Raw genomic sequence first — 19,359 nt, 5'->3', positions numbered from 1 at the left:
TCATTCGCTCGCGTTCGCCGGCAGTTCCGGCCCGGTGGTGTCGCTGCCGCCGCGCTGCCGGACCGTGCGCACCGATCCGGTGCGCAGCGGCAGCAGCCGGAAGACGCCCGCATACCGGCCGGCCGGGGTCCACACCATGTCGTCGGCGCCCGGGCCGGGCCCGTCGGCGGACAGCGGGTCCTCGCCGGGCCGCGCCACGTCGGGGGCGAAGCGCACCCCTCGCGCCGCGTGCCGGTCGCGGGAGAGCAGCCGGCGGTGTTCGGCCGCGCAGAGCGGCACCGTGCCGGTGCCGTCCCCGTGCTCCTGGAGGATCCGGGTGACCCGGTCGGGCGGCAGGCCGAGCAGGACGGCCGGGTCCGGCCGGGAGGCGGGGTCCCGGGCGAACGCCGGGGCGGCGGCGACCCCGTCCCGGGCCAGCCGGGCGGTCTCGTCGTCGATCAGCCGCCGCACCTCCCGGTCGAGGGGCGGCGCGATGGCCGCGCCGGGGTCGCGCTCGATGGTGCCCCAGTACGGGTCGAGGAGTGCGGCGATGCCGTCGGTGAGGTCGCCGGCGAGGGTGGCGACCAGTTCGGGCCCGCCGTCGCCCGCCTCGCGCTCCAGCCAGGGGACGGGAACGTCGTCGGGCGGCGGCGCGACCGGGGCGGGGCCGCCTGCCGCGGCGCTCTCCGGGCACCGGAGCGGCGGCACCATGTCGGCGAGCGGGTCCCGCCAGGGGGTGCCGTGGTCGGTGGCCGGTCCGCCGCCGGGCTCCGGGTCCCCGTCCCAGTCGTCCCAGTCGTCCCAGCCCTGGGCCGTGGCGTCGTCGTACCGGGGGTCGGCGCTCTCGAAGGAGTCGTACGAGGCACTCGGCGCGGAACGCCGGTCGTACGACGGGCCGAACCAGTCGTCGTCCAGCAGGTCGTCCTCCGGCGGACCACCGCCGCGGGCACCGGCCGCGACGTCGCCGTCGCGCCCCGCCGTGGCGGGTACGGGATCGCGGCCCTCCGCCGCGGTGGCCGCGCGGCGGATCATCCCGGCCACCGCCCGCGCGCCGTCCGCGCAGTACAGGCGGGCGTCCGCCAGCAGCCAGTCGTGGATGACGGCGTCCGCCAGCAGCCCGTCGAGGGAGTCCAGCACGTCCCGGCCCTCGGAGCCGCCGCCCGCCGCCCACCAGGTGTCCAGGGCCTCGGTCCAGCGGCGTACCGCCAGCAGGGGCAGCACGATCAGCGCCACCAGCAGGGCGCTCAGCCCGAGCCACGCGGGCACCGCGAGCACCTGGCCCAGGGCGAGGCCGGCGCCCGCGCCGAGCAGCCCGGCGCCCAGATGCGCCAGGGCGCCCGACCGCCCGCCGCCGTCGAGGCGGCCGTCCCCGCCGCGGCCGGGGCGGCGGGCCAGGGCGAGCGCGGTCAGCCCGGCGGCGGCCAGCGCCGTCAGCGGCCCCAGCACCCAGCCCGGGCCCGGCCACAGGCCGGCCGCCGCGGCGACGGCGCAGCCGCCGGCCAGTTCGGTGACGGCCGCCCCGCGCACCTCGAACGGCCGGGGCCCGGCCATCCGCCGCGGCAGGTCGGGCGGGCACAGCTCGTCGAGGCGGCCGAGGCGGGCGGCGCTGCCGGTGGGCGTGGCCAGGTCGGCGACCGCGCCGAGCCGGGCCGCCGCCGAGCGCAGCGGCAGCCGTTGCGACAGCAGGTCCTGGGTGAAGCCGCGCAGGGCGGGGCCGATCCGTTCGCGGTCGGCCTCCGGCACCGGGGGCAGGTCGATGCCCCGCTCGTGGAGCCGTCGGCGCTGTTCCGGGGGCAGGCCGACGCCGTCGCCGTCGCGGAGGGTCTCGGCGACGGTCTCGCGGTACGCGGCCAGTTCCTCGGCGGCCGCGTCCAGGCCCTCGGCGAGGTCCAGGTCCCCGGCCGGGCCGCGCAGCAGTCCGCCCGCGCGGCGCTGCCGCCCGTACGCGTGATCGGCCTCCAGCAGCGCCGTCTCACAGGCCCGGTGGCGCTCGTCGGCCGCGCCGCCCGCCCGGCGCCAGTCCTCGCTGTCCACGGGCCTGGACGTCCCGGCGCCGACCAGCGGCGCCAGTGCGGCGGGTACCCCGCCCGCCTCGGGGCCGGTGACCGGGGCCCGGCCGCCGGGGTCGTCCTGGCCGACGAGGGCGGCGAGTGCCTGCCGCCGGACCCGGTCGCGGGCGGTGTGCGAGAGGTCGTGTTCCAGGACGCGCAGGGCGGGCACGGCCACGCCGTCGGGAAGGCCCGACACCGCGTGCAGGACGGCGTCGAACACCGCGGGGGCGGCGAGGAGTTCGAGGAGCGGGCGGAGCGCGCCCTCGTCCTCGTCCGGGGTGGCTCCGGTCGCGGTGCCGCAGTGCGGGTCGAGGATCCACAGCACGCCGACGGCGGGCGGGCGCAGCGGTGAGGGCCGGTCCAGGGCCCAGGGCGTGGGTGCGGGCGGCACCGCGACGCCGTCGCCCGGTTCCGCGGGCGGGGCGCCGACCGCGACGCACAGCGCGTGGCCGGTGCCGTGGGCGAGGACCTGTTCGTAGACGCGTTGGTTGCGGGCGAGCCCGTGGGCGGTGTCCACGAGCAGGATGCGCTCGGCCTCCTGGACGGGGGCGCCGCCGAGCGCGGTGCGGACGGCGCGGTGCAGCCCGCCCCCGCCGTCCGCACCGTCCGGGCCGGCGTGGCCGCCCCGCAGGTCCAGGGTGACGACCGGTGCGGCGGTACGGGCGTTCACAGCAGGTCCTCCTCCCTCGGCTCCTCGTCCCACGGGTCGGCCCACAGGTCGTGCCGGTCCTCGCCGGCCGCGCGGGCGTCGTCGTGCTGCGCCTGCGGCCCGTACGCGCCCGTGGACCGGCGGGACGGCGGCTCGTGCGGCTCCGGTTCATCCGGCTCGGTGCGCCGGGCACGCGGTTCCGCGGCCGGGCCGTGCCCGTTGGCCCGGTGCAGCCGCGACGGGGCTGCGCCGGTCTCGCGCAGTTGTTCCTGCGCCTGGGCCAGGCCGCGCAGCGAGGGCCGGTTGGCCCGCAGGCTCCTGGGGAAGCGCAGGTCGAGGGCGCCGTCCAGCGTGGTCGTCCAGAAGTGGAGCAGCGGCTCGATCCAGTCCTGCTCGTCCTCGTCCAGGTCGTGGGCGCGCTGCCGCAGCCGGGCGCCCTCCGCCGGGGCCACCCGGCGCAGGAAGGTCCAGAACAGCGGGTCCGGTTCCCTCGGTGTGGTGCTCAGGCCCTCCGGCAGGGCCTCCATCAGCACCGAGCAGAAGTCCTTGACCGCCGAACCGGCGTCCAGCAGCGCCCAGCGCTCGTACGCCCGCAGCAGGTCGGACCAGCTCGACACGTCCCGGTCGTACGGCTGCAGGGCCAGGGTCATGGTGGCCGAGTCGCCGCCGCGCAGCCGGAAGCAGACGCTCTCCGGGGAGAGCGGGTCGCCGGTGACCTCGACGCGCCCGTTCCACATGGCGCTCAGCATGCGTTGCAGCACCCGCTGCCGGTCGCTCTCCGTGCTGGCCAGCCAGGAGTCGCGGTAGCCGGTGCGCTGGCGCCACTGGAGGTGGTCCTCGCGGCCCTCCCGGTCCCTGGCCCGGCCCCACAGGCGCAGGACCTGCCGCACCTCGGAGATGTCGGTCAGACTCATCTCGCTGCGGAACAGCACGACGGTGATCGACTCGGTGAGCACGGCGCGGAATTCCGGTGGCAGCCGGTTCTCGTCGCGCGGCAGCAGCAGCGACTGTTCCAGGAAGCTGTCCACACTGCCCTTGGCCTTGGTCTGCGGGCGGACGATGAGGGTCTTGAGCTTGCCGGTGCCGTCCGGGGTGAAGCCGGCCGGCAGCAGACCCGCGAGCTGGGAGCGGAACTGCTCCAGCCACTTCTCGTCGACCGCCTCGGCGGCCTCCTCGTCCCCGGACGCCGCCGCGAGGAGGTCGCCGAGGGACGGCAGCAGCGGCCGCTCCTGATGGACGCCGGCCTCCCCGAACAGCTTCTTGATCCGGCCCTCCAGGACCTGCTTGACCTCCTTGACGGCGGCGCGCGGTGAGCGCTGGCCGGCCTCCAGGGCGCGTTCCCAGTGCCGCGGTTCGACGATGCGGGCGAGCAGCGCGGCCTCGTCCTGGTTGTCCGGGATGCCCTCGCGCTGGAGGAGGCGGGTCAGCACGTCGTCGTAGAAGGCGTCGAGGGAGTTCTGCGGCGGGAGCAGGTACGACACGCCCGTGCGGTCCTCGCGGTACAGCTCGCGGCGCCGCTCGCGGAACTGGCCGTTCTCGCCCTCCTCGTGGTCGCGGAAGGCCCGTACCAGCGCGGAGAGTTCTTTCATGGTCCGGTCGGCGGTCGGCCGCCAGCGGGCCTCCTGCGCCTTCCACTGCTCGTGCCATGTGCGGTTGGTCGCCCAGCGGTACCAGGCGTCCTGCTCCTGGAGGGCGGCGTCCACCTCGGGGTCGCCCCAGCGCGCGGGCACCACGCCGCCCATCCGGCGGCCGATACGGGGCACCTGCGGCGGGTTGGTGTCCACCCCGTCGGGGATGCGCGGGCGGTTGCGCCGGTTGTCGAGCATGCCGGAGAAACCCTGCTGGGCCACCTGGTCGCTGTCGCCCGGGTTGCCGGTGAACACCCGCTCCAGCCGGAACGGGTCGTGCTCCTTGAGCAGGTGGAGCAGTGCGCGGCGCGGGTTGAAGCGCTCCGCGGCCTCCAGCGTGCGGCGGGCCAGGACGGTGTCGAGCGAGTCGAGTTCGTCCCGCATACGGTCGATCCGGTCGCTCAGCTCCTTGCTGATGGCCCGCGCGCCCTTGGGCACCGGGTTGGGTCCCGGCACCGGCTCCACCTCCCGGACCCAGACCTCCTCGATGTTGGACATCTTGAACGCCTCGGCGACGAGGGCGCGGTGGTCCTCGCCGCCCTGGCGGGCGCGGTCCAGCAGCCCGCGGACGGCGCAGGCCAGCATCCGGGCGGCGACGATCTCGGCGAGTTCGTCGACGGGCACGGTCATGGAGGCCGCCAGGCTGGTGGACATGCCCTGGAGGCCGATGCCGGTGGCGGCGGCCGCCGACCGGCTGGCGCCGCGGTTGACGAAGCTGGCGGCGAAGGACTGGTAGGCGTCGTCGGCCCGGCCGCGGGTGTTCTCCTCGCCCAGGTCCGTGCCGATCAGCGAGGTGACCATGGCGGTGATGGAGCGGCGCAGGTCGTCGGGGCGCATACCGGCGGTACGGCTGAAGAGGAACGCCGTCTGGACGGTGGAGGTGCGCAGGCTGACCGGCACCATGTCGGGGTACTTCACGCTCAGCGAGCCGCGCTGTTCCACGTCGCCGAGGTCGGCGGTGGCGTCCGCCGCGTTCTGGTCGTCGACCAGGTGCGAGAGGTCCACCAGGGCGCGGGCGGCGTTCAGTTCGGCCTCCCGGCCGCCGCCGGCCTCCGGCGGGAACGCCGACGGCATCACGACCAGCGGGTAGATCTTCGCGCCGGGCAGGTTCACCGAGTGGAAGGCGTGCCCGATCAGGTGCAGGAAGTCGTAGAAGATGCCGGCGCCGGTGCCACCCGCGACGGAGAACGCCACGAACACGTCGTAGCCGCGGATCTGCCCGCCGCCCAGCTCCTGGAGGTCGCCCGCCGACTTGCTGAGCGCGTCGATCGCCGCGCGCAGCGGGCCGAGCACCTGGTCGGGTCCGTTGCGCAGGGTGGCGAACAGCGCGGCCCGGCCGACGGTGGGCAGTTGCCCGGCGCCGGTGTGCAGCGGGGAGACCCGCGGCTCGTCGACCCGCGGCGGCAGCCAGTCCGCCGTCTCGTCGTGCTGCGCGATGCGCAGCATCCGGGTCATCTCGGGTGAGTTGTCGTAGGTGGGCAGCAGGTTGTGCACGGCCCGGGAGGTGCGGGCGAACGCCGCCGCCTGCGGGCCGCGGGCGCTCAGGTGCGGCAGCCGGTCCAGTTCGGACTCGCTGAAATCCGCGTACACGAACTGGAGGCAGTCCGGCAGTTGGAAGGGGACCCGTTGCTTGCCGCGGCCGACCAGGTCGGTACCGTCCGGGCCGCACAGTTCGCGGCGCAGGTTCCGCTCCAGTTCGGCGCCGATGCGGGCGCCGGTGCCGCCCAGCCCCACGAACAGCATGGGCTGGTAGATCTTCATGTCGTCGCTCCCCTCGTCCGCCCGTCAGGGGCGGCCTGTGCTGCGAGATGTGGTGCCGCCGGTGGTCCGGGCGGCCGGCCGCCCGGACCACGGCGCCGTGGCGCGGGCGCCTCAGAACGCGGAGTCATATCCGGACGCCCCGCCCGAACCGCCCGAACCGCCGGCGCCGCCCGTCCCGGCCGGCCTGCCGGTGCCGCCGGGCGAAGCGCCGCGCCGACCGCGCCCGTTCGCGCCACCGGGCGCGCCGGTGCCGCTCCGGCCGATGAGCCCGCCGAACCGGCCCGAGGTGTCGCGGGCGCCGCCGGACGGACCCGGCCGGCGCTCCCGGCCGGTACGCTCCCGGCCCGGCCGGTTTCCGCCGCGTACGGACAGTTCCAGGTCGTGCCCGAGCTTGGCGGCCGCGCCGCGCGGCACGGCCTGCTCCTTGCCGTCGGGGCCGCGCAGCCGCAGTCCGTCGCCCTTGCGCCGGAGCCGGTACGCCTGCGCCGTGCGCGCGTTCCCCCGTTGCAAGCCGGGGCGCTCCGAGGACGGGTTGCGCACCGAGAACCACACCGCCTTCGCGCGGGCCTCCCGCACCTCCAGCTTGCCCATGAACCGCCCGTCGCGCCGCAGTTCCAGGACGAGGCCCTGCAACGAGCTGCGGACGCCGCCGTACCAGACGCGGATGGCGATCACGGCCGTGCCGGCGAGCAGCAGCCCGGCGCCCCCGATGACGGCCCACCACCACCGGTCCCACCAGGTGGGCGCGGGGGTGACGGTGACGGTCAGGAAGGCGGAGCCGACCTCGCGGCCGCCGTCGGTACGGTCGGTGACGGTGATCCGGCCGCCGGCGTCCCCCGCAGGCGCGCCGGCGCCGAAGGACACGGTGAAGGACACCGGCTCCTGGGCGCCGGGCGCGACGGTGACGGTGGCCGGGCTGATGCGCAGCGCCGCCTGCGTGGACTGGTCGGCCAGGCCGAGGCGCAGGGTGTGCGGGCGGCTGTCGTTGTTGCGGGCGACGAGCTTGCCGGTGACCGAGCCGCCCGGGTGCACGGCGTGGCTCTCCAGCGTCACACCGGCCGCCACCGGCGCCGCGCCCGAGGACACCCGGGTGTCGTAGGGCCGCCGGTCCCCGGTGACGCCGGGCGCCGCGATCGCGCCGGTCAGCCGCAGGGCGCCGGTGGCCGATTTCGGCACCGTCACCGACGCGCCGTACAGGACGTCGCCCGCCCGTTCGTCGGGGCCCGCGCCGTCGTCGCGGAGCGGGACGTCCACCGGCTCGAAGCCGTCGCCGGACAACTGGGCGGCGGCCCGTACCCCCGCGAGCTGTCCGGGGTCGGTGATCACCACACCGCGCCGGGTCTGCAGGCGCATCCGTACGACGACGTCCTCGCCGGGGCGCGGCGCGGACGGCTCCAGGGTGACCGACGAGCGCAGCACGCCCTGCCAGATGGCCCGTACGGTGGCGGGCTGGTCCCGGTGCCCTTCGGGCGCGGACAGGTGCACCCGCCACCGCCCCGGCAGCGGGTCCTTGACCCGCAGTGCCTCGACCGGCCCGTCCTGGCCGCTGACCTCGAAGCGGGAACCGTCGAAGTCCCCCTGGAGGGGCACCTTGCGGCCCTTGGGGTCGTAGTACGTGGCCGTCACCCTCGGGTCGCGCTTGGTGACGGTGATCGAGCCGTCGGTCGCGATGGGCGGGATGGTCACGGTCAGGTCGCCCGGCGGCTTGCTGCTGGTGCCCTCTTCGACGCGGGCGCAGCGGGCGGCGGCGAACGCGCTCTGGAGCGCCTTGTCCACGTCCGCGGCGCCGTCCACGACCTCCGGCCGGGGGCGCGCGCCGGGCAGGTCGGCGCAGCCGTTGCGGTAGCCGCCGTCGGCCATCTGCTGAAGAGCCTTCTTGTCGATGCCCTTGCCGAAGCCGAGCGGCCAGATCTGCACGTGCTCGCGGCGCGCCCGGTCGAGGACCTCGCGCAGCCGCTTGGCGCCCTCCTGCTGCCGGGCGGCGGCGTCGGCTCCGTAGGCGGGGCTGTCCGCGACGTTCAGTTTGCCGTCGGTGAGCAGGAAGACGACCTTGGGCGTGTCCGGTGTGCCGCTCTCGCGCAGCCGGGTCAGGGCCTGGGTGAGGGCGGCCGGGAAGTCCGTACCTGGGCCGAGGTTGGTGCCTTCGCGGTCGGTGAGCCGGCGGGCGCAGTCGCTGATGCGCTGGCGTCCGGCGGCGTCGACGACGGTGGGCGGGCACACTTCCCGTACGGGCTGCTGCCCCTCCTTCTCGGCGCTGCCGAAGCCGATGACGCTGGCCCGGGACCGTTCGGAGAGTTCGCCCTGGCCGATCAGCGCGGCCGCCTCGGCCTCACGGGCCAGCGCCTCCTCGCCGATGCTGGCCGAGGCGTCCACGACGACGGAGAAGTCGACGGGGGTGGGGCCCGCGGACGGCGCGGTGGGGGTGGGCGCGGCCCACGCGGGCGGCGGGCCGAGCGGCACGGCGGCGCAGAGCGCGGTGAGGGCGGCGACGGTGGCGCGGTGCGCCCCGCGACGGTTCCGTGCGGCGGCCGGTGCGGTGTCGTACGGCATGCTCACCACAGCCCTCCGGTCAGGGCGCAGCCGCCACCGGCCGCCAGGCAGCCGACTCCCCAGCGCAGCCAGCGGTACTTGGCTCCGAGGATGCGGCCGAGTGCGCAGGCCTGCTCGACGGCCCACTGCCCGGTGTCCCGGCCCGCGAGGGCCACCCGGGGCAGCAGCACCTCGGCGGTGGCCCCGCCGGTCAACTGCGGGAGGAAGGTCAGGTGTCCGTCCGCCGAGGTACGGGTGCGGGGCAGCACCGCCGCCACGAACATCGCTATGCCCAGCGTCCACAGCACGGTCCCGGCGAGCAGCAGGGCGGCGCGGGTGGCGGGCATCGCCGGAAGCTGTCCGTCGCGGCCGACGAGCAGCACCAGCGCCGCCGTGGCGCCGGTCATCAGGACGGACGCCTTGGTGTCGGCCCGGCTGATCTCTTCCCGTACGACCTTCAGCAGGCGCTCGGCCACGAAGTCGGGGCCGGAGCCGGAGGCCGGGGCGGATCCGGTGCAGGGGCAGGGCCCGGGGCGGGGGTTGGGCCCGGTGCCCCGGGCAGGGGCGGGTGCGGGTGGGGCGCTGGTGGTCATCACTTCCCCCAGTCCAGGCCCGCGCCACGGCCGCGGCGCGGCGCGGGGCCGTCCCGGTCGTCGTCGCGGTGCTCGTCCCGGCGGCCGTCGCGGTGGTCGGCGTATCGGTCGTCGTGTCCGTCGCCGTACCGGTCGCCGTCGTACCGGTCGCCGTCGTACCGGTCGCCGTGGAAGTCCGCGCGCCGGCCGGTGCGGTGGTCGTCGCGCTCGGCGGCCGACTGGACGCGGTCCGGCTCGTAGACGCGGCCGCGGTCGTCCTTCTCGTACGGGTCGTCGTCGTGGCTGTCGCCGTGACCGTCGTCGGCGTACCCGTCGCCGTCCGGACGGCCGTCCCCGGGCCTCGGCTCGCGGTCGTCGTACCCGCCGCCGTACGCCTCGGCGCCCTGTCGGTCACCGCCGCCGGAACGGCCGCGCGCCCGCTCGGGCTCGTGGCCGTCGTCGTCCGCCGGCTCCCGGCCGGCCCCGGGGCCGCGGTCCCGTCCCGGCGCCGGATCCGGATCGGAGTCCGGATCGGCGTCCGGATCGGGCTCGTGCGCCCAGTCCATCCGCTGCCGCCCGCGGACCCGGTCCTGTTCGCCACGGGGCCCGCCGCCCTCCAGCGCGCGCCGCTGCGGCTGCTCCAGGAAGGTGTCGGCCGCCCGCCCCACCACCCCGCTCGTCGTCGACCGCAGGAAGTCGATGGCGGCCAGTGTCTGGTCGTTGAGGTCGTGGCGCTCGATCAGGCCGCCGTCGACGAACCGGAACACCGTCTCGATCGACAGGGCCCGCTCCTCCCGGCGCTCCCGCAGGAACGCCTGCTGGATGTCCCAGGCGTGGGCGGTGTCGCGCGCCATGAAGTACGCGATCCGCTGGTCGTCGCCGCCACTGAGCATCTCCTGGAGCTCGGTGGCCTTCATCCGGGTCAATTCCTGTTCCTGCCGTTCCCTCTTCATCGCCTCCGCGTGCTGCCGGCGCGCGAGGTCGCCCTCGTGGTCGATCTCGGTGCGCTGCCGCTCCGCGCTGATCCCGCGTTCGCTCAGGTCGATCCGTACGAACACCTCGGTCTCCAGGCCGAAGTCGTCGCCCAGGCGCAGGTCCGCCAGCGCGGTCTCCACCGCCCGGTCCGCCCGTTCCGCCTCGCTGATGCGATAGCGCCGGGTCACCCCGCGCAGCGCGTGCAGCAGGACCGGCGAGAAGTGCCGGGCGAGGTCCCAGACCATGGCGCGGACCGCCGCGTACGCGTCCACGACGCGCCAGCGCACCTGGACCTCCGCGCGGAAGGACTCCGCGTCGCCGGCCGCGGGCAGTTCGGTGCGGAACTCGGTCAGATGCCAGCCGACCCACACCTCCATGACCTTGAACGAGCCCCTGAAGAGCGGTTTGTTGACGTCCTCGCGGCGGTCCGGCCACAGCACGCTGTAGCCACCGTTCTCGTACATGAGCACCGCGGCGACCTGCATGCTGGGCCGCCGGAACCGGCCGGACGACTCGTACTCCCGCACCAGCGGGCCCGCCACCGCCCCTCCGGGCCCCGGGCCGTGTCCCCCTGGTGCGCCCGGCCCCGGGGCCTGCCCGTAGCCGTGCTGCGCGCCGTTCCGGCCGTCTTGCGTCATCGTCGTCCCTCTCCTTCCAGCGCCGCGCGCATCCGCGCGGCCGCCCGGGGGGCGAGCGGTTCGTCACCGTCCCGCTCCAGCCGGTTGACCAGCAGCAGCAACCGGTCGCGGTCCCGCCGCCCCGCCACCAGCCGCGGCAGGAACGCGCACAGCACGTCGAGCTGCCGCGGGTCCTTGGCCGCCCGCCGCATCCAGCCGCCCATCTCCTCCTGCGCCGCGGCGCCCGCCCGCGCCGTGTTCAACGTGCTGTGCACCAGGTCCGCCAGCCAGGGGGCCCGGTCGGGGTGGGCCGCGACCAGGGCCGCCGCCAGCGGCCAGGAGCCGTACGACTCCAGGACGGGGCTGTCGCGCCGGAGCCCCCACAGGTGGGAGGTGCGGGTGGCCAGCGCGCGCATCACGACCAGCAGCGCGAGGTCCTGCCGGATCTGCCGCGGGTCGCCGAGCCAGCGGGCCAGCCGCCTGAGCACCACCTCCGGCTCGGGGCCCGCCAGCAGCCGCACCACGCTGTACGAGGCGGCGTCGGCCGGTTTGCCGCCGTCCTCCCGGCAGCCGATTCGGGCCAGTTCGTCCAGGGAGGCGGCGACCGAGCCCGCCACCATGCCGTAGCCGTGGGCGAACGCCGCGATCTCGCACGCGGACCGGTTGTCGCCGCGTGCCCAGTCGCGCAGCAGACCGCGTACGGCGGGCCGCACCTGCGGGTTGCGGGCCGCCTCGGACAGGGCCGTGGCGGCGGCCATCTGCTGCACCGGCCGGTCGGCGCGGGCGAGCGGCAGCAGCAGTTCGGAGAGTCCGTAGAGGTAGTCGCGGGAGCACAGGGAGCCGGCGACGATCGCGGCGCTCACCCACACCTGGGGGCGTTGGTCGTCGCAGAGGGACCGCAGCCACCGGGTCAGCGGGCCGCGTACGTTGTGGTAGCCGTCCCATGCCTCGTCCAGGACGGCGGAGGCCAGCCTGCGCCCCTGGAAGCGCGTCACCCGTACGGGGATGGCCGCGTCGCCCAGGTCCTCGACGCCCTGGTCCGGTACGGCGCGGGAGGCGGCCAGCCGGGTCTGGGTCTGCGCGGTGAACAGCGGGCGGCCCGGCGCGTACTGGGGGTCGAGGGTGACCGCCAGCTCCCAGGCGAGCAGTTCGCCGGCCTCGGTCACCAGGCTCTCCGCCGATCCGTTGAAGACCGCGAGCGACAGCCGCAGGGCCGCGGCGCGCAGGGCGGGCAGCGCCTCGGGCAGGGTGCCGGGCCGGTCGGCCCCGGCGAACCACTCCCGTGCCTGGCGCGGTGCGAACGCCGCGCACTCGTGGAGGAGCCGGGTGTCGTCGGTCTCGCCCCTGGCGTGCGCCGCGAGGTGGCCGGCGAGCCGGGCCGCCTCGCCCGGCCGCAGGTCACCCAGGCCCAGCGCCTGTTCCACGTCGGGGCGCCGGGCGGTGGTCCGGGCCCGTTGCAGCAGGTCCGCGGGGGCGTCGGCCAGCAGGTCGGCCACATGCCGCTCCAGGACCTCGTCGGCGGTCGGCGGCGCGCACTGCACGCCGTAACGGCCGCGCACCAGCCGGTCGGCGAAGTCGCCGGCGCCCACGACCAGGACGCCGTACGCCCCGCGCCCGGCGAGCAGCGCGCTCAGCCGGTCCAGGTGCAGGTCGGAGGGGCGGGGCCCGGCGCCGTGCCCGTTGCCGGCGTCCTTGTCGGCGCCGGCGGACGCGGCCGGTACGGCACCGGCGTCCTCGGCGGGCAGTTCGAGCAGGTAGCCGCGGCCGGCCTCGAACTTCTCCTGGTCGACGCTGTCGAGCGCGGTGGCCGGGTCCAGGCGGGACACGCCGGTGGCTACGTCCCTGAGGAGGGCGAGGCCCGTGGAGGTTCGGCCGGTGCCGTGCTCGCCGCAGAGCGCCAGCAGGTGCGTACGCCGGAGCCGGGTCTTCATCGCGTCGTATCCGGGGGCCCGGCAGTAGACCCGGCCCAGGCGGTCCAGTTCCTCGGCCGGCACCGGCCCGTCGACGAAGACGTCGTCGGCGCCGATCCGGATGTGCGTCTGGTAGTCGCTGCCGATCCGGACCTGCGTCTGGTGGAAGGTGTTGCCGTCGTAGATCTGGTTGTCGCCCTCGATGTGCAGGTTGGTGCGGGCCTCGCGGGCCGTACGGGCGCCGCCCGCCTCGCCCGCGCCGCCCAGCGGGCTGCTCTTCGGGGCGTCCAGGCGGGGCTTCTCCTCGGGCCGGCCGTCGCCGTCGGCCCTGCCGTCCCGGGCCGCCCTCGCCTCGTCGTCCCGGCCGCCCGGCCTGCCGTCGGGCTGCGGCGGGGGCTGCTCGCCGGCGGGCGGGGCCCCCTCGTCCACGTCGGTCACCTGCCGCCGCCTTCCGGTCCGGATCCGGTCTGCGGGGCGTCGTCGGCGGCCGGTTCCGGGGGGTCGGAGGGCGGTTTCGGTGCGTCGTCCGCCCGGCCGATGCCGGTGAAGTCCCCGTGGAAGGTGTTGCCGTCGTAGACCTGGTTCCCGCCGCCGATGTGGCCGAAGTGGTATTTGCTGGTGTACGCGGCGGGCGCCGGTGCCGTACCGGCCGCTCCTCCCGGGCCGGAAGCGGGCGGCGGGGCCGTACCCCCTTGCCCCGTCCCGCCGCCCTGCTCCGGCGGCGGGTCCTGGACCGCGCGCACCCCCGTCGCGCACGGCCGGTCCCGCGCCGGCACCGCCGGGGACGGCGGTGCCTCGTGCGACGTCCGTGCCGGAAGGGGCGGGAACGGCAGCCGGGGGACGTGGAACCACGCCTCCGTGTCCGTCTCCTTCTCCGACACCCGCGCCCGGCGGTAGTGCTCGGGCTCGATGCAGGCGCCGCCTTCCGCCACGACGTCGTGGTACAGCGCGTCGGACACGACGCACAACAGCGGTGCCCGGCCGGCCAGTTGCATGACGCCGCGGGCGGTGTCGCTGTCGCACAGCCGGCAGGCGAGGTCCACGGCGCGCCCGGCCAGGCCCCTGGTGTCCCGGGCGACCGGGCCGGCGTGCATGGCGACGCGCATCCGCAACGGCTCCGCACGCCCCTCGTTGACCTGGCGCAGCTTCTGGTAGACGCCTTCGAGCCAGGGCCCCACCAACTGCGCGGACGGCACGTCGGGAGCGAGCGCGACCAGCACGCCGTCGCCGCGGTCCTCCATGTGGACGTTCCGCTCGGTGACCCCCGCGGCGGTGAACCCCGCGTCGAAGACGTCGTACATCGCCTCGCGCATCCGCAGCTTGGCACGCAGCCCCAGCCGTCCGGATCCGCAGACGTCTCCGTTGACGACGAGTCGGTGCAAGGCTTCCGTGCTCACTGGACCTCCTGGTTCGTGCCGACATGAAGCAGCATGGCCGGGGCGGGAAGACGGGGCTGTAGCCGTTTACACAGCCGGCGGGGATTCGGATTCCCCGGGACGTACGGGAGCGGGGCCGGACGGTGTGCGGCCGCCGACCGCGCGCCCTTCGGCGAGCAGCCGCAGCAGCGCGAGGTCGAGCACGGCCAGCCGCCGGGGGCCGGTCCGCACGACGCCCTGCTCCCGCAGCAGGCGCAGCGCCTTGGCCACCGCTTCGCGGGTGGAGCCGACGGCCGCCGCCAGGTCGTGCTGCGGCAGCGGCAGGTCCACGTCCACGCCTCCCGACCCGGGGACTCCGGTGCGCTCGGCCAGCTCCACCAGGCGCGCGGCGAGCCGCTGCAACACCTTCTCCGAGGCCAGGGAGCGCCGTTCGCCGTCCGAGCTGCGCAGCCGGGAACTGAACTGCCGCATGATCAGTACGGTCGCCACGGGCCGCGCCGCGAGGTAGCCGCGGAACCGGTCGCCGGGGACGACCACCCCGTCCACCGGGCCGAGGGCGGTGACCGTGGCGCTGCGCGGGCGGTGGTCGACGGCGGCCTGGTCGCCGACGACCTCGCCGCTGCCGCGCAGCGCGAGGATGAGCCGCACTCCGCGCTCCGTCTCCAGGGAGACGCCGGCCCATCCGCTGACGATCGCCACCACGAAGGTGGTGGTGTCGTTCTCCCTGAGGACGACCTCGCCCGGCGCGTAACTGCGGCCACTGCCGAGCGCGAGCAGCGCCCGCCGGTCCTGCGCCGGCAGCGCGTTCAAGAAGGGCCTGCCGTCCTCGAAGAGACTCATCCGCCTCCTCCCCCCGCTGGTTCGCTCACCCCGGCCCGGAACGCCCGTCGGCACGGCGGACGTTCCGCTCTTGTGCATCTGGTCGCCCCAGGGCCCCGGCCCGGTTCCTCAGCCTGACGGAGAAACGGGCTCGCCTCTGATTTCTTTCGTTACAGGCGGGGTTCTTGCGCAAATTGATCGAGCTGCGCTCGGTTGAGTTACAGAAGATTAGGGTCGCGATCAGGCCCCGTCAACGCTTTCCCGCCCTCAACTGCCTTCAGCGGCAAGGCTTTTGACCTCCCCGAACACGCGTACCACCCGCCGCCCGCGCGGGAGCGACACGGAGGGCGGCGGGAACAGCGAAGGCCCGGCCGTGACCGGCCGGGCCCCGCGGGCGAGCAGGCTAGAGCCGTGGATCCACCGGCTCCGACTCCAGGGCCAGGACGGCGAAGACCGCCTCGTGCACCCGCCACAGGGGCTCGCCGTCGGCCAGGCGGTCCAGCGCCTCCAGGCCGAGGGCGTACTCGCGCAGCGCGAGGGAGCGCTTGTGGCCCAGGTGGCGCACGCGCAGCCGGTCCAGGTTCTCCGGGCGGGTGTACTCCGGACCGTAGATGATCCGAAGGTACTCCCGGCCGCGGCACTTGACGCCCGGCTGCACCAGCCGCCCGTCGCCCTTGCGCACCAGCGCGCCCAGCGGTTTGACCACCATGCCCTCGCCGCCGGCGGCGGTCAGGTCGAGCCACCACCGCACGCCCGCCGCGACCGACTCCTCGTCCTCCGTGTCGACGACCAGGCGGCCGGTGCGCCGCAGCAGGCCGGTGCCGTCGTGTGCGACGAGCCGGTCCAGCCAGTCGAGCTGCCGGTCGTGCGGTACGGCGGCCAGGCCACGGCCCGGCGCGGCCAGGATCTGGAACGGTGCCAGCCGTACGCCGTCCAGGCCGTCGACCGGCCAGCAGTACCGCCGGTACGCCTCGGTGAAGGCGGCCGCGTCGGCGGCCCGGTCACGCTGCCCCGCCAGCAGGTCCGGCACGTCCACACCCCGCGCCACGGCCGCCTCCAGCGCGGCCAGCGCCCCGGGGAAGGCCGCGCCGGACGCCGCGCCGACCGCCGCGTACTGGCCGCGCAGCAGACCGGCCGCCTTCAGCGACCAGGGCAGCAACTCCGCGTCCAGCAGCAGCCAGTGCCCGGTTCCGGCAGCGGCGGGATCGGCGAGTTCCTCCCACAGCCCCGCGCCGTCCACGGCTTCCCGTACGGCCTTCAGCACCTGCTCGGTCAGGGCCGGGTCGTCGAAGAACGGCCGCCCGGTCCGCGTGTACACCGCGCCGGTCACACCCTTCGCCGTACCGAACCGTTCCCGCGCCGCCGCCTCGTCGCGGCACACCAGGACCACGGCCCGCGAGCCCATGTGCTTCTCCTCGCACACGACCTCCCGTACACCGTCCGCCCGGTACGACGCGAACGCCTCGGCCGGGTGCTCCAGGTAACCGTCCTCCCTGGACGTCGCGCAGGGCGCCATCGTCGGCGGCAGATACGGCAGCAGGCGCGGGTCGGCCGCGAAGCGGCTCATCACCTCCAGCGCCGCCGCCGCGTTCTCCTCCTTGACGGCGACCCGGCCCATGTGACGGGTCTCCACGACCCGCCGCCCGGCGACGTCACCGAGGTCCAGCGGCCGTCCGTCGGCACCGCCCGGCGCCTCGCCGGCCAGCGGCTTGGCCGGCTCGTACCAGACCCGCTCGGCCGGCACGTCGACCAGTTCCCGCTCCGGCCAGCGCAGCGCCGTCATCCGGCCGCCGAAGACACAGCCGGTGTCCAGGCAGATGGTGTTGTTCAGCCAGCTCGCGCGCGGCGCCGGGGTGTGACCGTAGACCACGGCGGCGCGGCCCCGGTACTCCTCGGCCCACGGGTAGCGCACCGGCAGCCCGAACTCGTCCGTCTCGCCGGTCGTGTCGCCGTACAGCGCGAAGGACCGCACCCGGCCGGACGTACGCCCGTGGTACTTCTCCGGCAGTCCCGCGTGGCAGACCACCAGCGCCCCGCCGTCCAGCACGTAGTGGCTGACCAGACCCTCGATGAACGCGGCGACCTCACCGCGGAACGCCTCGTCCTCCCGCTCCAGTTGGGCGACGGTCTCGGCGAGGCCGTGCCGGTGCTGCACCTTGCGGCCCTTGAGGTAGCGGCCGAGCTTGTTCTCGTGGTTGCCCGGTACGCACAGGGCGTGCCCGGCGGCGGTCATGCCCATCACCAGGCGCAGCACGCCGGGGCTGTCCGGGCCGCGGTCCACGAGGTCGCCGACGAACACCGCGGTACGGCCCTGCGGGTGCCGGGCGTCCACGGGGCGGCCGAGCGCGTCGTGCTCGACCTCGTACCCCAGCCGTCCGAGCAGCGTCTCCAGCTCGGAGCGGCAGCCGTGGATGTCACCGACGATGTCGAACGGGCCGGTCAGGTGCCGCAGGTCGTTGTAGCGCCGCTCGGTGACGATCTCCGCCGCCTCGACCTGCTCCACCCCCTTGAGCACGTGCACCTTGCGAAAGCCCTCGCGCTCCAAGTGCCGCAGGGAGCGGCGCAGTTCGCGCTGGTGCCGCTGGATGACACGGCGGGGCAGCGCCGCCCGCTCGGCACGTGCCGCGTTGCGCTCGGCGCACACCTCCTCGGGCAGGTCCAGGACGATGGCCACGGGCAGCACGTCGTGCTCGCGGGCCAGCTTCACGAGCTGGGCGCGCGCCTCCGTCCGCACGTTCGTGGCGTCGACGACGGTCCGCCGGCCGGCCGCGAGCCGCTTGGCCGCGATGTGGTGCAGGACGTCGAAGGCGTCACCGCTCGCGCTCTGGTCGTTCTCGTCGTCGCTGACCAGCCCGCGGCAGAAGTCCGAGGAAAGGACCTCGGTGGGCTTGAAGTGCCGCGCGGCGAAGGTCGACTTGCCGGAGCCGGTGGCGCCGACGAGCACCACCAGGCACAGGTCGGGGACGCCCAGCGGACGGCGGGCGGGGGCGGAGCCGGTGGCGGTCATGCCTGGGCCTCCTTCGCGGGGGCGGGTGCGGTGGCTGAGGCGGGTTCCGCCAGGCGGAAGTGCGCGAGCTGGGTCGGCGGGCCGACCTCGGGGTCGTCCGGGCCCACGGGCCGGAACTCCACCTCGTACCGGTGCCGCCCGGCCACCTCCCGGGCCCACGCCCGGAACTGCGCACGCGTCCACTCGAAGCGGTGGTCGCCGTGCCGTACGTGCCCGGCGGGCAGCGTCTCCCAGCGCACGTTGTACTCGACATTCGGCGTGGTCACCACGACCGAGCGCGGCCGGGCCGCGCCGAACACCGCGTACTCCAGCGCGGACAGCCGCGGCGGGTCGACGTGCTCGACGACCTCGCTCAGCACCGCGGCGTCGTACCCCTTCAGCCGGGCGTCGGTGTACGCCAGCGACCCCTGCACCAGCCGCAGCCGCTCGGACTGCCGCTCGGGCATCCGGTCCAGCCGCAGCCTGCGCCGCGCCTCCTGGAGCGCGCGCACCGACACGTCCATGCCGACGATGTCGGTGAACTGCCCCTCCTTGAGCAGCTCGCCCAGCAACTGGCCCTGCCCGCAGCCGAGGTCCAGCACCCGTGCCGCCTTCACCTCCCGCAGCACGCCGAGGATCGCGGCCCGCCGCTGTACGGCCAGCGGCACCGGCCGCTCCTCGGTGTCGGCCGACTCCTCCACCGCGTTGTCGATCTCCTCGACGGCGGTGTCGTCCGCCTCGGCGAGCCGGGCCAGCTCCAGCCGCTCCAGCGCGTCATGCGTCAGCGACCGGCGGCGGGCGAGATAGCGGCCCACGATGAGCTTCTGCTCGGGGTGGTCCGCCAGCCAGCCCTCGCCGGTCCGCAGCAGCTTGTCGACCTCGTCGGGCGCGACCCAGTAATGCTTGGCGTCGTCCAGCACCGGCAGCAGCACGTACAGATGCCGCAGCGCGTCCGCGACCGTCCGTTCACCCTCCAGACCGAGGCGTACGTACCGCGAGTCACCCCACTCCGGGAAGCTCTCGTCCAGCGGCACCGGCTCGGCCCGTACCGTCCACCCCAGCGGCTCGAACAGCCGGCGCACCAGGCCGGCGCCGCCGCGCGCGGGCACGGCGGGCAGCTCGACGCGCAGCGGCAGCGGCTGCGCGGGCAGTTCGGGACGCGCCTTGCACTGCCCCTTCATCGCGCTCGCGAAGACCGAGCTCAAGGCCACGGCCAGCAGCGAGGACGCCGCGTACGGACGGTCGTTGACGTACTGGGCGAGCGCCGAATCCGGAGCGCCGCCCCGCCCCTTGCCCCGGGCGCGCCGCACCAGCGCGACCGGGTCCACCTCCAGCAGCAGCGCGGCCGTGCACCGGCTGTCGTCCGCTTCGGGATAGAACACATGGGCCGTGCCGTGCGCCGTCGAGAACGCCTGCGCCTTGCCGGGGTGCTTGTGCAGCAGGAACCCGAGGTCGGTCGCGGGGCGCTCGGCGCTTCCGGTGGTGGACATCGTCAGGAACACGCGTA

At 75.6% G+C, this 19,359-nt stretch carries 10 protein-coding genes; all 10 read right to left on the bottom strand.

Going from position 1 to position 19,359, the window contains the following annotated elements; translation table 11 throughout:
- On the bottom strand, positions 1 to 2,700 hold the full coding sequence (locus ACH4EB_RS04275) for a hypothetical protein (protein ID WP_398345781.1): 2,700 nt from the start codon (positions 2,698 to 2,700) through the stop codon (positions 1 to 3).
- Positions 2,697 to 6,068: a tubulin-like doman-containing protein gene (locus ACH4EB_RS04270; RefSeq protein WP_398345780.1), complete on the bottom strand. Its 3,372-nt coding sequence runs from the start codon at positions 6,066 to 6,068 to the stop codon at positions 2,697 to 2,699. Before ACH4EB_RS04270 ends, ACH4EB_RS04275 begins: the two co-directional genes overlap by 4 nt.
- 111 nt (positions 6,069 to 6,179) lie before the next feature.
- Entirely contained in the window at positions 6,180 to 8,618 is a 2,439-nt protein-coding gene (locus tag ACH4EB_RS04265; RefSeq protein WP_398346408.1) for a VWA domain-containing protein, read from the bottom strand.
- 2 nt (positions 8,619 to 8,620) lie between these two features.
- Entirely contained in the window at positions 8,621 to 9,190 is a 570-nt protein-coding gene (locus ACH4EB_RS04260) for a Pycsar system effector family protein (protein WP_398345779.1), read from the bottom strand.
- A complete protein-coding gene (locus tag ACH4EB_RS04255) occupies positions 9,190 to 10,782 on the bottom strand; it encodes a hypothetical protein (RefSeq protein ID WP_398345778.1) in 1,593 nt (530 codons plus the stop codon). Before ACH4EB_RS04255 ends, ACH4EB_RS04260 begins: the two co-directional genes overlap by 1 nt.
- On the bottom strand, positions 10,779 to 13,109 hold the full coding sequence (locus ACH4EB_RS04250; RefSeq protein ID WP_398345777.1) for a hypothetical protein: 2,331 nt from the start codon (positions 13,107 to 13,109) through the stop codon (positions 10,779 to 10,781). The genes ACH4EB_RS04255 and ACH4EB_RS04250 overlap by 4 nt, the downstream gene beginning before the upstream one ends.
- Positions 13,106 to 14,068, bottom strand: a complete 963-nt coding sequence (locus ACH4EB_RS04245) for a hypothetical protein (protein WP_398345776.1) — start codon at positions 14,066 to 14,068, stop codon at positions 13,106 to 13,108. The genes ACH4EB_RS04250 and ACH4EB_RS04245 overlap by 4 nt, the downstream gene beginning before the upstream one ends.
- A 66-nt stretch (positions 14,069 to 14,134) precedes the next feature.
- Positions 14,135 to 14,887 carry a Crp/Fnr family transcriptional regulator gene (locus tag ACH4EB_RS04240; protein WP_398345775.1) on the bottom strand — a complete coding sequence of 251 codons (753 nt, stop codon included), beginning with the start codon at positions 14,885 to 14,887 and terminating at the stop codon, positions 14,135 to 14,137.
- Positions 14,888 to 15,269: 382 nt separating this feature from the next.
- Positions 15,270 to 17,873, bottom strand: a complete 2,604-nt coding sequence (locus ACH4EB_RS04235; RefSeq protein WP_398345774.1) for a polynucleotide kinase-phosphatase — start codon at positions 17,871 to 17,873, stop codon at positions 15,270 to 15,272.
- Positions 17,870 to 19,354, bottom strand: a complete 1,485-nt coding sequence (locus ACH4EB_RS04230) for a 3' terminal RNA ribose 2'-O-methyltransferase Hen1 (RefSeq protein WP_398345772.1) — start codon at positions 19,352 to 19,354, stop codon at positions 17,870 to 17,872. The genes ACH4EB_RS04235 and ACH4EB_RS04230 overlap by 4 nt, the downstream gene beginning before the upstream one ends.
- Between the last annotated feature and the right edge of the window lie 5 nt (positions 19,355 to 19,359).

The organism is Streptomyces sp. NPDC018045, assembly GCF_044327445.1.
Lineage (GTDB): Bacteria > Actinomycetota > Actinomycetes > Streptomycetales > Streptomycetaceae > Streptomyces.
The sequence above is the reverse complement of the archived record's forward strand: the minus strand, read 5'-3'. Positions and strand labels throughout refer to the sequence as shown.